Genomic DNA, 1,490 nt, shown 5'->3' with positions numbered 1-1,490 from the left:
GGAGGATGGTCCCCCCATATTCAAACAGGATATCACGTGTCCCGCCTTACTCGTTTTCACTGATTATGATGTGTCGGTTACGGGGCTATCACCCTTTACTGCGGCACTTTCCAGAGCCTTCACCTGCATCATTAAAAGCTTAAGGGCTAATCCAATTTCGCTCGCCGCTACTTTCGGAATCTCGGTTGATTTCTCTTCCTCGGGGTACTTAGATGTTTCAGTTCCCCCGGTTTGCYTCATTAACCTATGTATTCAGTTAATGATACGTGCTTATGCACGTGGGTTTCCCCATTCGGAAATCCCAGACTCACAGGTTATTACTACCTAATCTGGGCTTATCGCAAGTTATTACGTCCTTCATCGCCTCTGACTGCCAAGGCATCCACCGTGTACGCTTAGTCACTTAACCATACAACCCCAAAAGGTTTCGATTTGATTTCACTTTAAAAAGTGAAGACAAAAAGGTGTATGGCAAACAACCAAAGTCGCTATCTCATTATTTGAATGAGCGAGATAGCATTCGATTTTGCCGGACTCAAATATAAACATCACAACCGAAGTTGTGCTGTTTCCAAGAACACTTGAATGTGTGTTGGTACCTACATCTCTTCTCTATAAAAGAGTAAGACATAGGATTTGAGAACTTTTATTTGAATAACAATGAAATCACATTGTTATTCGTCAGCTTTCCAAATTGTTAAAGAGCATGTGTTTACTTAGTTAAAACTAATTAAACCATTTTTAAATACACTTTATAAATGTCTTTAAAGATGGTGGGCGATACCGGGCTCGAACCAGTGACCCCCTCCTTGTAAGGGAGGTGCTCTCCCAACTGAGCTAATCGCCCACATTAGTTTTAATTCCTTCGTGGGAAAGAATATTTCAAGAATGGTGGAGCTATGCGGGATCGAACCGCAGACCTCCTGCGTGCAAGGCAGGCGCTCTCCCAGCTGAGCTATAGCCCCGAGATCTTGAAATGGTGGGTCGTGCAGGATTCGAACCTGCGACCAATTGATTAAAAGTCAACTGCTCTACCAACTGAGCTAACGACCCAATGGTATCCCGTAGGGGAGTCGAACCCCTGTTACCGCCGTGAAAGGGCGGTGTCCTAGGCCTCTAGACGAACGGGACACTAATCAGTAAGTGTTGGGCACTTACTTATCTCTTTGACATCATAAACCTAATCAATCTGTGTGAACACTCATCAAGACAATCTTTCGTATAAGGAGGTGATCCAGCCCCAGGTTCCCCTAGGGCTACCTTGTTACGACTTCACCCCAGTCATGAACCACAAAGTGGTGAGCGTCCTCCCGAAGGTTAAACTACCCACTTCTTTTGCAGCCCACTCCCATGGTGTGACGGGCGGTGTGTACAAGGCCCGGGAACGTATTCACCGTGGCATTCTGATCCACGATTACTAGCGATTCCGACTTCATGGAGTCGAGTTGCAGACTCCAATCCGGACTACGACGCACTTTTTGGGATTCGCT

The 1,490-nt window shown here is 45.9% G+C and carries 4 tRNA genes and 2 rRNA genes; all 6 read right to left on the bottom strand.

Going from position 1 to position 1,490, the window contains the following annotated elements:
• A 23S ribosomal RNA gene (locus L4D05_RS24005) occupies positions 1-409 on the bottom strand; the annotation flags it as partial.
• A gap of 362 nt (positions 410-771) precedes the next feature.
• Positions 772-847 (bottom strand) — tRNA-Val (locus L4D05_RS24000).
• Positions 848-889: 42 nt separating this feature from the next.
• Positions 890-965, bottom strand: a tRNA-Ala gene (locus L4D05_RS23995).
• 12 nt (positions 966-977) lie between these two features.
• Positions 978-1,053: transfer RNA gene (locus tag L4D05_RS23990), tRNA-Lys, on the bottom strand.
• A gap of 2 nt (positions 1,054-1,055) precedes the next feature.
• A tRNA-Glu gene (locus L4D05_RS23985) sits at positions 1,056-1,131 on the bottom strand.
• A gap of 91 nt (positions 1,132-1,222) precedes the next feature.
• A 16S ribosomal RNA gene (locus L4D05_RS23980) occupies positions 1,223-1,490 on the bottom strand; the annotation flags it as partial.

It is taken from the genome of Vibrio nomapromontoriensis, from assembly GCF_050337205.1.
In the GTDB taxonomy this organism is placed as follows: domain Bacteria; phylum Pseudomonadota; class Gammaproteobacteria; order Enterobacterales; family Vibrionaceae; genus Vibrio; species Vibrio nomapromontoriensis.
This window is presented reverse-complemented; position numbering and strand designations above follow the sequence as displayed.